The organism is Geodermatophilus sp. SYSU D00697 (assembly GCF_054050175.1).
The window spans coordinates 1-12360 of sequence record NZ_JBJGYV010000054.1; the positions used below are offsets into that span (position 1 = coordinate 1).

Here is a 12360-nt window from a genome sequence, read left to right on the forward strand (position 1 = left end):
CACCCCGCGGGGGCCCCCCACACCGGGGGGGCATGGATTGTTGGAAAGCGCCCCCCGGGTGTTGGGGGGGGCCCCCGCGGGCCCGGGCCCCCCCCGGGCCCGGGCCCTCGGCTCAGGTGGTACAGCTGCGCTCAGCCGAGCGCGGTCACTCCCCGCCGGCGAGCTTGGCCCGCAGCGCGGCGAGCGCCTCGTCGCTGGCCAGCGTCCCGCCCGAGGTGTCGCTCGGGGCCGCGTCGCCACCGCTGGAGTAGTTGCCGCCGGCCGCAGCCTCGGCGTCGGCCTCCTTGGCCGCCGCGATCTGCTTGCGGTGCGCCTCGTAGCGAGCCTGGGCCTCGGCGTACTGCCGCTCCCACTCGTCGCGCTGCGCCTCGAAGCCCTCGCGCCACTCCCCGGTCTCCGGGTCGAAGCCCTCGGGGTAGATGTAGTTGCCCTGCTCGTCGTAGGACGCGGCCATGCCGTAGGCGGCCGGGTCGAACTGGTCCTCGTCGCCGATGACGCCCTCGTTGGCCTGCTTGAGCGACAGGGAGATCCGGCGCCGGTCGAGGTCGATGTCGATGACCTTGACCAGGATCTCGTCGCCGACCTGCACGACCTGCTCGGGGATCTCCACGTGGCGCTCGGCCAGCTCGGAGATGTGCACCAGACCCTCGATGCCCTCGTCGACACGGACGAACGCACCGAAGGGCACCAGCTTGGTGACCTTGCCGGGCACGACCTGGCCGATCTGGTGGGTCCGGGCGAACTGCCGCCACGGGTCCTCCTGCGTCGCCTTCAGCGACAGCGAGACCCGCTCGCGGTCCAGGTCGACGTCGAGGACCTCGACGGTGACCTCCTGGCCGACCTCGACGACCTCCGACGGGTGGTCGATGTGCTTCCAGGACAGCTCGGAGACGTGCACCAGGCCGTCGACGCCACCCAGGTCCACGAACGCACCGAAGTTGACGATCGAGGAGACGACGCCGGTGCGGACCTGGCCCTTGGCGAGCTTGTTGAGGAACTCGCTGCGGACCTCGGACTGGGTCTGCTCCAGCCACTGCCGGCGGGAGAGGACGACGTTGTTGCGGTTCTTGTCGAGCTCGATGATCTTGGCCTCGAGCTCGCGGCCCACGTAGGGCTGCAGGTCGCGGACGCGGCGCATCTCCACCAGCGAGGCGGGGAGGAACCCGCGCAGGCCGATGTCGAGGATGAGGCCACCCTTGACGACCTCGATGACGGTGCCGGTGACGACCTCGTCGGCTTCCTTCTTCGCCTCGATCGTGCCCCAGGCGCGCTCGTACTGGGCGCGCTTCTTGGACAGGATCAGGCGGCCTTCCTTGTCCTCCTTCTGGAGGACGAGGGCTTCCACCTCGTCGCCGACGGTGACGACCTCGTTGGGGTCGACGTCGTGCTTGATGGACAGCTCCCGCGAGGGGATGACGCCCTCGGTCTTGTAGCCGATGTCCAGCAGCACCTCGTCCCGGTCGACCTTGACGATGACGCCTTCGACGATGTCGCCGTCGTTGAAGTACTTGATCGTCTGGTCGATCGCGGCGAGGAAGTCTTCCTCGGTGCCGATGTCGTTGACGGCGACCTGGGGGGTGCTGTTCGGACGGACCTGGGTGGAGGTCATGTGGTCGAGTGCTCCGGACGGGGGATGAGGAGGGACAGGACGACCCGCGGCCGGGTGACCGCGGGGAGCGGGGAGACCGGCGCGCGCCGACCCCCGTTGGGGACAGCACAGACAGACCTCTGGCGCATTCCCATGCTACTGAGGTCCGGAGGGGCGGGTCCACCTGGGTCGGCACCCGCGTGGGGCCGCCTGCGGCGTGTCACGATCGGCGTGTCATGGACGGCCTCCCGCAGCTCCCCGGCCTGCCCCTCGCCGAGGACGGCTACCCGGCCCCCGGCGGGGTGACCCGGCGCCCCTCGGGCGCCGCGGAGTCCGCCCGGGCCAACCGCCGCTGGTGGGACGCCGCGGCGCCGGCCTACCTCGCCGAGCACGGCGCCGACCTCGGCGACGCCGACTTCCTGTGGTGCCCGGAGGGGCTGCGGGAGGGCGAGGCGCACCTGCTCGGGGACGTCGCGGGCCGCCGGGTGCTCGAGGTCGGCTGCGGCTCGGCGCCCTGCTCGCGCTGGCTGCGCCGCGCCGGGGCCGACGTCGTGGCGCTGGACCTCTCCGGCGGCATGCTGGCCCGCGCGGCGGAGCTCAACCGGTCCACCGGCACCGCCGTCCCCCTGGTGCAGGCCGACGTCGGGGCGCTCCCGCTCGTCTCGGCGAGCGTGGACCTGGCCTGCTCGTCCTACGGCGGGCTGCCCTTCGTCGCCGACGTCGAGGGCGCCCTGGCCGAGGTGGCGCGGGTGCTGCGGCCGGGCGGCCGCTTCGTCGCGTCGGTGAACCACCCGATGCGCTGGCCGTTCCCCGACTCCCCCGACCCCGAGGACCTGCGCATCGTCTCGTCCTACTTCGACCGCACCCCGTACGTGGAGACCGACGACGACGGGCGCGCGGTCTACGTCGAGCACCACCGCACGGTCGGCGACTGGGTGCGGGCCGTCGTCGGTGCGGGGTTCGTGCTGGCGGACCTGGTCGAGCCGGAGTGGACGCCGGGCCGCACCCAGGAGTGGGGCCAGTGGTCACCGGCCCGCGGAGCCCTCGTGCCGGGGACGCTGATCCTGGTGTGCACGAAGCCCGCCCCACCGGGCGCTGACGCAGGACCCTCACCCTCGACCACAGGTCGACGGTGAGACTCACCAGGGGTCGCCGTCGCGCCAGTCGCAGGCCAGCTCGCCGTCGAGGTCCAGTGGCGCCGGTCCCGGCAGGACGTACACGGAGCCGTCGTCGTCCGGGGTGCGGCGCAGGCCCTCCGGGGTGAGCACCGCCGTCGGCCCCCGCCAGGCCTGCCAGCCGCGGGCGGCGTAGAGCGCGGCGCCGTCGTCGGTGGCGCTGAGGGCGCCGGCGTCGTACGCCCGGCGGACGACGGCCTCGAGCTGGTCCATGACCGCCGACGCGACGCCCCGGCGCCGGTGCGCGGCGGGGACCGCCACGGCCTCGACGTACCCGACGCGCAGCGCCCTCCCCCGGTGCACCAGCCGGCGCTGGACGACGGCGCCGTGGCCGACGAGCCGACCGCCGTCGAGCACGAGGGCGTGCACGCCGCCGAGCGCGTGCTCCCAGTCCTCGTCGGTGAAGTCGCCCTCGAACGCCTCGTCGAGGAGGGTCCGGGCAGCCGCCAGGAGGTCCTCCGGCAGCTGCGCGGTGTGCGCGACGGTGACCCCCCGGGGCCGGGCGGGTGCGGGTGGTCGGGCGTCGGGGTCGGCCATCAGTGCGCGGCGGCGTCCCAGCTGGCGCCGAAGCCGACGGAGACCTCCAGCGGCACCGAGAGCTCGGCGGCGCCGGCCATCTCGCGGCGCACCAGCGCCTCCAGCGCCTCCCTCTCCCCCGGCGCGACCTCGAGCACCAGCTCGTCGTGGACCTGCAGCAGCATCCGGGAGCGCAGCCCCTCGGCGGCGATCGCCTTCTCCACGTTCAACATGGCGACCTTGATGACGTCGGCCGCCGAGCCCTGGATCGGGGCGTTGAGCGCCATCCGCTCGGCCATCTGGCGCCGCTGCCCGTTGTCGCTGGTCAGGTCGGGCAGGTAGCGGCGCCGGCCCAGCGTCGTCTCGGTGTAGCCGGTCTGCCGGGCGTCGTCGACGACGCTGTCGAGGTAGTCGCGGATGCCGCCGAAGCGCTCGAAGTAGGCGTGCATCTGCTCGCGGGCCTCCTCGGTGGAGATCCGCAGCTGCTGGGAGAGGCCGTAGGCCGACAGCCCGTAGGCCAGCCCGTAGCTCATGGCCTTGATCCGTCGGCGCATCTCCGGGTCGACGTCCTCGATCGGGATGTTGAACGCCCGGGCGGCGACGAAGGAGTGCAGGTCCTCGCCGGACGTGAAGGCCTCGATCAGGCCCTCGTCGCCGGAGAGGTGGGCCATGATCCGCATCTCGATCTGGCTGTAGTCCGCCGTCATCAGCGACTCGTGACCGGAGCCGACGACGAATGCCTGCCGGATCCGGCGCCCCTCGGCGGTGCGGATCGGGATGTTCTGCAGGTTCGGGTCGGTGGAGCTCAGCCGGCCGGTGGCGGCGATGGTCTGCTGGAACGTGGTGTGGATGCGTCCGCCGTCGTCGACCATCGGGATCAGGCCGTCGATGACCGTGCGCAACCGGGTGACGTCGCGGTGGCGGAGCAGGTGCTCGAGGAACGGGTGACCGGTCTGCTCGAGCAGCCAGGTGAGCGCGTCGGCGTCCGTGGTGTAGCCGGACTTGATCTTCTTGGTCTTCGGCAGGCCGAGCTCGTCGAAGAGCACCGCCTGCAGCTGCTTGGGCGAGCCCAGGTTCACCTCGCGGCCGATCACCGCGTAGCACTCGGCGGCCGCGGCCGCGACGCCCTCGGCGAACTCCCGCTGAAGCTCCTGGAGGAACTCCAGGTCGGCGGCGATCCCCCGCTGCTCCATGCGGGCCAGGACGAAGGTGAGCGGCAGCTCCATCGCGCCGAGCAGGTGGTCGCCGCCACGCTGGCCGAGCACCGACTCCAGGGCGTCGGACAGGTCGTTGACCGCGACGGCCTTGAGGACGTCGGCCGTGGCCGCCTCCCGGGCGAGGTCGGCCTCCGAGGGGCCCATCCCGTCGAGGGTCAGCTGCGTCTCCTCGGCGGCGGCGTCCTTGAGCTCGCGGCGCAGGTAGCGCACCGCGAGGTCGCCGAGGTCGAACGAGCGCTGGCCGGGCAGCGCGAGGTAGGCGGCGAGCGCGGTGTCGCTGACCACCCCCTCGAGCTGCCAGCCGCGCGCCCAGACGGCCAGCAGCGGCCCCTTGACCTCGTGGACGACCTTCGGCCGGGACGGGTCGGCGAGCCACGCCGCGAGCGCCTGCTCGTCGGTGACGTCGAGGTCGGGACCGAGGTCGACGAAGGTGGTGTGGTCGTCGGCGGCGGCCAGCGCCAGGCCGGTCAGCTCCCCGGTGCCCCGCCCCCACGTGCCGCGGAAGATGACGCCGGTGCGGCCGGTGGTGGCGTGCTCGTCCAGCCACGCCCGCAGCCCACCCGCCGGCACCTCGTCGACGGCGACGTCGAAGCCGCCCTCCACCTCGGGCTCGGCGCTGCTGAGGGTCGCGAACAGCCGGTCCCGGAGCACCCGGAACTGCAGGTTGTCGAAGAGGGTGTGCACCTCGTTGCGGTCCCACGGCTGGACGGCGAGGTCGGCGGGCCCCAGCTCGAGCGGCACGGCACGGTCGAGCTCGGTCAGCCGGCGGTTCTGCAGGACCGACGACAGGTGCTCGCGCAGCTTGTCGCCGACCTTGCCCTTGACGGTGTCGACCCGGTCGACGAGCGCGTCGAGCGAGCCGTACTCGCGCACCCACTTCGCGGCGGTCTTCTCCCCCACGCTCGGGATGCTGGGCAGGTTGTCACTGGGGTCGCCCCGCAGTGCGGCGAAGTCCGGGTACTGGGCCGGCGACAGGCCGTACTTGGCCTCGACCTCCTCCGGGGTGAACCGGGTGAGGTCGGAGACGCCCTTGCGCGGGTACAGCACGGTCACGTGCTCGTTGACCAGCTGCAGGGCGTCACGGTCGCCGGTGCAGATGAGCACGTCCATGCCCTGGTCGACGGCGGCCACGGTCAGGGTCGCGATGACGTCGTCGGCCTCGAACCCCTCGGCGGTGATCACCGGGATGTGCAGGGCGGCCAGCACCTCCTGGATGAGGCTGACCTGGCCGCGGAAGTCCGTGGGGCTCTCTGTCCGGTTGGCCTTGTACTCCGCGTAGATCTCGCTGCGGAACGTCTTGCGCCCCACGTCGAAGGCGACCGCGAGGTGCGTCGGCTGCTCGTCGCGGAGCACGTTGATCAGCATTGACGTGAACCCGTAGACGGCGTTCGTCGGCTGCCCCGTGGTGGTGGAGAAGTTCTCCACCGGCAGGGCGAAGAAGGCGCGGTAGGCCAGGGAGTGCCCGTCGAGCAGCAGCAGCCGCGGGCGCACGGCGCCAGCGGTCGGGACGGCGGGGCTGGACGCGGGGGCGGAGACCGGAGCGGACATCGGGCCCGATCCTAGTGAAAGGACCCCGCTGCCCCCCGGCCCTCGGGAGCTCGGGCCGGGCCCCTGCAGCGGGGCCGTGGACGGTTACCGTGCCGCGGTGACGCTCGCCCGCCCCGACTGGCTGCCCCCGGGCTTCTCCAGCCCGCTCGACGAGAAGCTCGGCATCGAGATCACCGACTACGACCCCGACCACCTGGTCGCGACCATGCCGGTCGAGGGCAACCAGCAGCCGGCCGGGCTGCTGCACGGCGGGGCCACCTGCGCGCTGGTCGAGACGGTCGGGTCCTGGGCGGCGGCCCTCGGCGCGGGCCCGGGACGCCGCTGCGTCGGCGTCGAGCTCAACGTCAGCTACCTGCGGGCGGCCACCAGCGGGTCGGTCACCGCCGTCGCCACCCCGGTGCGCCGCGGCCGGACGCTGGCCACCTTCCGCGTCGAGGTCAGCGACGACGCCGGCCGGCCGACGGCGACCGCCCGGCTGACCTGCATGCTCGGCGACGCGGCGCCGTCGCGGCAGAGCTGACGCGGCCTCGCTGCTGGGCGAGGTCGCCGACCGCACCGCCCCTTTAACGCCCGTCCCGCCCGCCCCGGACCCGGATGGCGGTCAGGACTGCGCCGTGGGGAACTCGACGGCGCGGTCAGCCCTCGGCGGCGTCCAGGAGCGGGACGACCCGCGGGACCGGCCGGCGGCGCACCGCGGGACGGCGCGGCACCGGGACGGTCACCCCGCCGCGCTGCCAGGCGGAGAGCGCCCGGGCGAGGGTCTCGCGGGGGACGATCCGGCGGGTGGTGAGCGGGGCGAACCCCATGCGCGCGAAGAAGCGTTGCCGCTCCGCCTCGTGCCCGCCGACGGCGGCGACGACGTGGTCGGCCCCCGCACCGGTCGCGTGGGAGACGGCGGCGGCGAGCAGCGCGGCTCCCGCGCCGCGACGGCGGTGGTCGCGGTGGACGACGAGGTTGTCGACGGTCACCTGCGGGACGCCGAGGACCACCGACAGCGGGTCCAGCCCGAGGATCGCCAGGCCGACCACCACCTCGCCACGCACCCCACCGTCGGGCGCGTTGGGACCGGGTAGCACGGCGAGGACCACCTGGTGCGCCGGATCGGCGAGCAGCCTGCGGAACCCGGCCGCCGCGGCCGCTCCCGGCGTCTGCCCGGTGAGCACGCCCTCGGCGTGGGCCTCGGCCCGGTGCTGGCGCACCAGGGCGAGGACGGCAGGCAGGTCGTCGGGACGCGCCGCGCGCGTCGTGACGAGGGACCGTGAACCCGAACCTGGCACCGGAGTCCTCCCCTGGACGGTGGCTGCAGCCTGCACTCCCGGCGGCCGCGAGGCACGGCGGCGCGCCGCTCGGGGACGGAGGTGACACCCGCGGCGTGTCGCGGAAAGGTCACAGCTCGCGGTGAGGACAGCGACCGGAAACACAGCCGGGTTAGGGTCCCCCGCACTCAGCACGCCTAGGAGGTCGAGTGACGCACGCGCCAGGCCGTGTCCGACGACACGGTCGACGACCAGTTCCGGCTCCGGACCCCACCGGGTCCGTGGGCCGGTCCGGTCCCCACGCCCGGCGCCGCCACCTGGTCCGGGTCCTCCTGGTCGCCGCGTTCGGGTTGGGGCTCGCCGCGTTCGTCCCGGGGATCGCCCAGGCCGAGGGCGAGCAGGTCGCCGGGACGCTGCAGACCAGTCGCAGCGGCCCGATCGAGGGCGTGGAGATGACCGTCACCACGGCCACCGGCCAGGAGGTCGACTCCGTCGAGACCGACGAGCAGGGCCGCTGGGAGGTGGACCTGCCCGGCCCCGGGGAGTACGTGGTCACGCTCAACGCCGACGACCTGCCGGAGAACGTCCAACTGGCCGGCGAGGACAGCCGCACGGTCACGGTCGACGAGGGACGCCGGCAGGCGGTGATCATCGGCCTCAACGACGGCAGCCGGGAGGGCGGCGGGGGCACCATCCGAGCCGTCCAGCTGCTGGTCGACGGCATCCGCTTCGGCCTGCTGATCGCCATGTGCGCGGTCGGCCTGTCGCTGATCTTCGGGACGACGGGCCTGACCAACTTCGCGCACGGCGAGCTCGTCACGATCGGCGCGGTCGTCGCCTGGTTCGTCAACGTCGAGGGCGGCGTCCCGCTCATCCCGGCTGCGCTGATCGCCATGGTGGTAGGGGCGGCGGTCGGGGCGCTCAACGAGCTGGGGCTCTGGCGCCCGCTGCGCCGCCGCGGCACCGGGCTGATCGCGGCCCTGGTCGTCTCGATCGGCCTCTCACTGGCCCTCCGCTACCTCATCCAGCTGGTCTACGGCGGCCGCTCCAACCCCTACCAGGGCGTCGGCGGCGGCCGCGCAGTCGACTACGGCCTGTTCCGGCTGACCAACGCCGACCTCACCTCGATCGTCGTCTCGATCGTCGTGCTGCTGCTCGTCGCCCTGATGCTGCAGCGCACCAAGATGGGGAAGGCGATGCGGGCGGTCGCGGACAACCGCGACCTCGCCGCCTCCTCGGGGATCGACGTCAACCGGGTGATCCTCGTCGTCTGGATGATGGGCGGCGGGCTGGCCGCCCTCGGCGGGGTGCTGCTGGGGCTGTCCGACCAGGTCCAGTGGGACATGGGCTTCCGGCTGCTGCTGCTCATGTTCGCCGGCGTCACCCTCGGCGGCCTGGGCACCGCCTACGGCGCCCTCGTCGGGAGCCTCGTCGTAGGCGTCTTCGTCCAGATGTCGACGCTGGTCATCCCCAACGACGTCAAGTACGTCGGCGGGCTGCTCCTGCTGATCGTCATCCTCGTCATCCGGCCCCAGGGGATCCTGGGCAGCCGCGTCCGGGTGGGCTGACCCTTGAGCGACGTCATCAACGCACTCGCCATCGCGGGCAAGGCCGCGCTCGGCTTCCAGGCGATCTTCTTCGTCCTGCTGGCCGTCGGCATCAACGTGCAGTTCGGCTACACCGGCCTGCTCAACTTCGGCCAGATCGCCTTCGCCATGCTCGGCGGGTTCGGCATCGCCATCTCGGTCAGCAAGTGGGGCCTGGACTTCTGGGTCGGGGTCGCCATCGGCCTGCTGGCCGCCGTCGTCCTCGCCCTCCTGCTCGGCCTGCCGACGCTGCGGCTGCGCGCCGACTACCTGGCGATCGTGACGATCGCCGCCGCCGAGGGGCTGCGGCTGCTGTTCCGGTCGGTGTCGGCGACGCCGGTGACCAACGGCACCCGGGGCATCTCGGCCTTCAACGCCGACTTCCTCGCACTGGCGCCGTGGGCCACCAACGAGCGCTACCGCATCCTGGGCACCAGCTGGTCCGGCGGTGAGCTCTGGGTGGCCTTCGTGGGCTGGGTGCTGGTGCTGCTGTCCTGCCTGCTCATCTGGGCGCTCATGCGCAGCCCGTGGGGTCGCGTGGTCCGGTCCATCCGCGAGGACGAGGACGCCGTCCGCGCCCTGGGCAAGAACGTGTACGTCTACAAGATGCAGGCGCTGGTCATGGGCGGGATCCTCGGGGCCCTCGGCGGGATGGTCTACGCCGTCGGCACCGGCTCGGCGATCCCCGACCAGTACCAGAACGCCAACACCTTCCTGGCCTACGCCGCGCTGATCCTCGGCGGCGCCGCGACGGTGTTCGGTCCGGTGATCGGGGGGATGATCCTGTTGTTCATCCTGCAGTTCGCCGACGCCGGCCTGCGCGCGTTGATCGACAACGGGGTCATCCCCGAGGGCCTGCTCACCTCCACCGACGTCGCGACGATCCGCTTCGTGCTCGTGGGGCTCGGGCTCATGCTGTTGTTGGTCTTCCGGCCACAAGGCATCTTCGGTGACCGACGAGAGGTGATGCTCGATGCCCGCTGACTCGACGCCTGCTCAGCCGGGGCAGTCCGAGCCCCCCGCCGGCAGCGGAGCGCACGCCGCGTCCCTCGACCCGGCCGCCGGCGGCGCGCCGCGGCGGCTGGCCCAGGCGGCCCTGCGCGACGTCCCGTGGGAGGTGGGGGTCGCCAAGCCCGACCCGATCGTCGTGGTGGACGGCGTGACGCGCACCTTCGGCGGCCTCACCGCCGTGGCCGTGGAGCACCTGGAGATCCAGCGCGGCGGCATCACCGGCCTGATCGGGCCCAACGGTGCCGGGAAGACCACGCTGTTCAACCTGCTCACCGGCTTCGACCAGCCGAACGCCGGGCGGTGGACCTTCGACGGCAAGTCGCTGTCGAACCTGCCGCCGCACCGGGTCGCCCGGCTCGGCGTCGTCCGCACCTTCCAGCTGACCAAGGCGCTGTCCCGGCTCACCGTGCTGCAGAACATGCTGCTCGGCGCCCAGGGGCAGAAGGGCGAGAGCTTCTTCGGGGCGCTGCTGCCCGGCTCCTGGCGATCGCAGGAGCGCGCCAACACCGAGAGGGCGATGGAGCTGCTCACCCGGTTCAAGCTCGACGCCAAGAAGGACGACTTCGCCGGCACGCTCTCCGGCGGTCAGCGCAAGCTGCTGGAGATGGCGCGGGCGCTGATGAGCGACCCCAAGGTCGTCATGCTCGACGAGCCGATGGCCGGGGTGAACCCGGCGCTGACCCAGAGCCTGCTCGGGCACGTCAAGGACCTGCGCGAGCAGGGCATGACGGTGATCTTCGTCGAGCACGACATGGACGTCGTCCGGGACATCAGTGACTGGGTGGTGGTGATGGCCGCCGGCCGGGTGATCGCCGAGGGACCGCCCGAGTCGATCAGCCAGAACCAGGCCGTCGTCGACGCCTACCTGGGCGCCCACCACGACGCCCCGCTCACCGTCGAGGACGAGGACCGGGTCCTGGCCGAGGCCGAGCGCGAGATCGCCCGCGAGGAGCACGTCGAGGGCGGGGACGTCTTCAGCTCCGACGTCCCGCCCCAGGAGAGGACCGACCGATGAGCGACCCCCTGTTCCAGGTCGACGAGTCCGGCGAGGACCTCACCCGCGCCGCCCAGGCGGCCTCGTCGGCCGCGACGCTCTCCCCCGCGGAGAAGGCCGCGACGCGCGAGGAGCACGTCCGGCTGGCCGAGGGCGCCCTCGTGCGGGCCGACGACCTGGTGGCCGGCTACGTGCCGGGCGTCAACATCCTGCGGGGCTGCGACTTCTACCTGCAGGAGGGCGAGCTCGTCGGGATCATCGGGCCCAACGGCGCCGGCAAGTCGACCCTGCTCAAGACGCTGTTCGGGCTCATCCCCGTCCGCTCGGGGACGGTGACGCTGCGCGGGGAGGACATCACCTCCGCGCCGGCCCACCGGCTGGTGTCCCTGGGCGTCGGCTACGTCCCGCAGAACAACAACGTGTTCCCCTCGCTGACCATCGAGGAGAACATGCAGATGGGCGTCTACCTGCGGCCGAAGACGTTCAAGGAGCGCTTCGACTACGTCATCGACCTGTTCCCGCTGCTCGGCGAGCGGCGCAAGGGCAAGGCCGGAGCGCTCTCCGGTGGCGAGCGGCAGATGGTGGCCATGGGCCGGGCGCTGATGATGGACCCGTCGGTGCTGCTGCTCGACGAGCCCTCGGCCGGCCTCTCCCCGGCCTACCAGGACGAGGTGTTCATCCGCTGCCGGCGGATCAACGCGACCGGGGTCTCGATCATCATGGTCGAGCAGAACGCCCGGCGGTGCCTGCAGATCTGCGACCGCGGCTACGTCCTCGACCAGGGCCGCAACGCCTACACCGACACCGGCGGCAACCTGATGACCGACCCCAAGGTCATCGAGCTCTACCTGGGGACCCTCGCCAAGGCCCAGTAGGAGCCCCAGCCGGTCTCGACGGCGCCGTCCCCACCCGGGACGGCGCCGTCGCTCGTCTGCGGCCCTCGCGGGGTAGGGGTCCGGCATGAACTGGACCTGGAGCATGCGGTCCCGCGACGGCGGGATGAACGGCCTGGAGTTCGCGCGCGCGACCACCGCCGGCGGCTTCTCGAGGGTGTTGGTGCACGCCGCGCCCGCCCAGCTCCGGGTGGAGGTGGTGGCCGACGACGACAGCGTCGTCCTGCGCGGTGACGCCGACCGGGAGGGCGACTACTCCCCCATCACCCTGCTCGAGCTCGGCGACGCGGGCATCAGGCGCAGCGAGGTCTGGCCCGGGCCGGAGCTCTTCGGGCTGCCCGTGGTCCTGCCCGGCGGGGAGGTCGGCGTCCTGACCGCCTGGGAGCACGCTCCCGACCACAGCTGGTGGCGGTGGTCGGTGGAGTTCTCCAACCACAGGGGCCGGCCCGCCGACTGGCAGCCACGGGGCCAGCGGCTGCAGCGCGGACCCCGACACCCAGGGGGGGGGGGGCGGGGCCCGGCGGGGGGGGGGGGCCGCCGGCGAGCGGCGGGGGGCCGCGCGGCCGCAGCGGGCGG

Annotated in this window: 11 protein-coding genes; 7 read left to right on the forward strand and 4 right to left on the reverse strand. The window is 72.9% G+C overall.

Annotated features, from left to right (window positions below):
* Window positions 1-145: 145 nt before the first annotated feature.
* On the reverse strand, window positions 146-1609 hold the full coding sequence (gene rpsA, locus ACI79C_RS24790; RefSeq protein WP_456948366.1) for a 30S ribosomal protein S1: 1464 nt from the start codon (window positions 1607-1609) through the stop codon (window positions 146-148).
* 215 nt (window positions 1610-1824) lie between these two features.
* Between rpsA and ACI79C_RS24795 the strand changes: the two genes are divergently transcribed.
* Window positions 1825-2724 carry a class I SAM-dependent methyltransferase gene (locus tag ACI79C_RS24795; RefSeq protein ID WP_456948367.1) on the forward strand — a complete coding sequence of 300 codons (900 nt, stop codon included), beginning with the start codon at window positions 1825-1827 and terminating at the stop codon, window positions 2722-2724.
* Window positions 2725-2727: 3 nt separating this feature from the next.
* Here the strand turns inward: ACI79C_RS24795 and ACI79C_RS24800 are convergent, their stop codons facing one another.
* Together ACI79C_RS24800 and polA are read right to left on the reverse strand one after the other, a co-directional pair.
* The gene (locus tag ACI79C_RS24800) at window positions 2728-3300 is read right to left on the reverse strand and encodes a GNAT family N-acetyltransferase (protein ID WP_456948368.1); all 573 of its coding nucleotides are present in this window, start codon (window positions 3298-3300) and stop codon (window positions 2728-2730) included.
* Complete coding sequence (gene polA / locus ACI79C_RS24805) at window positions 3300-6044, reverse strand: DNA polymerase I (protein ID WP_456948369.1); 2745 nt, start codon at window positions 6042-6044, stop codon at window positions 3300-3302. Before polA ends, ACI79C_RS24800 begins: the two co-directional genes overlap by 1 nt.
* Window positions 6045-6141: 97 nt before the next feature.
* On the opposite strand from polA, the gene ACI79C_RS24810 reads away from it, so the two are divergent.
* Window positions 6142-6564 (forward strand): PaaI family thioesterase, encoded by a 423-nt coding sequence (locus ACI79C_RS24810; RefSeq protein ID WP_456948370.1) that lies wholly within the window; start codon window positions 6142-6144, stop codon window positions 6562-6564.
* A gap of 115 nt (window positions 6565-6679) precedes the next feature.
* On the opposite strand, the gene ACI79C_RS24815 is transcribed toward ACI79C_RS24810, so the two are convergent.
* On the reverse strand, window positions 6680-7321 hold the full coding sequence (locus ACI79C_RS24815) for a GNAT family N-acetyltransferase (protein ID WP_456948371.1): 642 nt from the start codon (window positions 7319-7321) through the stop codon (window positions 6680-6682).
* Between the two features lie 260 nt (window positions 7322-7581).
* On the opposite strand from ACI79C_RS24815, the gene ACI79C_RS24820 reads away from it, so the two are divergent.
* The 5 genes from ACI79C_RS24820 to ACI79C_RS24840 all read left to right on the forward strand — a co-directional run.
* Entirely contained in the window at window positions 7582-8868 is a 1287-nt protein-coding gene (locus ACI79C_RS24820) for an ABC transporter permease subunit (protein WP_456948372.1), read from the forward strand.
* Between the two features lie 3 nt (window positions 8869-8871).
* Window positions 8872-9870, forward strand: a complete 999-nt coding sequence (locus ACI79C_RS24825; protein ID WP_456948373.1) for a branched-chain amino acid ABC transporter permease — start codon at window positions 8872-8874, stop codon at window positions 9868-9870.
* A complete protein-coding gene (locus ACI79C_RS24830; RefSeq protein WP_456948374.1) occupies window positions 9860-10912 on the forward strand; it encodes an ABC transporter ATP-binding protein in 1053 nt (350 codons plus the stop codon). Before ACI79C_RS24825 ends, ACI79C_RS24830 begins: the two co-directional genes overlap by 11 nt.
* A complete protein-coding gene (locus tag ACI79C_RS24835; RefSeq protein ID WP_456948375.1) occupies window positions 10909-11766 on the forward strand; it encodes an ABC transporter ATP-binding protein in 858 nt (285 codons plus the stop codon). Before ACI79C_RS24830 ends, ACI79C_RS24835 begins: the two co-directional genes overlap by 4 nt.
* An 85-nt stretch (window positions 11767-11851) precedes the next feature.
* On the forward strand, window positions 11852-12360 hold a 509-nt coding region (locus ACI79C_RS24840), incomplete at its 3' end, for a DUF7712 family protein (RefSeq protein WP_456948376.1).